A 286-nucleotide genomic window follows, 5' to 3' on the forward strand; every position below is an offset into this window, starting at 1 on the left:
ATTGTGTGCGCGGCATGCGATGTGGAGGTGGTCGAGCCGGAGGTTACCTATGCGCGGGCGCGACCCACTATTCCTTCGGATCCGGCCTCGGCTCCGCGTGATCCGAGGGGCGAGTCGGGTGATTGAGATGTCTGGCTGGGGTTTGGTCGCATCGGTGGTGACGGTTGTCGGTGTGGCGGCGTTGGCGGTGGCAGGTGTCTCCTGTGCTTGGCCGGATGTCGGGGGCGATCAGAGGTTCGGCGAAGCCACACTTCCTGCTGTGAAAGCCGTTGTGCGTCCAGACATT

This window comes from Micromonospora sp. NPDC047620 (genome assembly GCF_043205005.1).
GTDB lineage: Bacteria > Actinomycetota > Actinomycetes > Mycobacteriales > Micromonosporaceae > Micromonospora.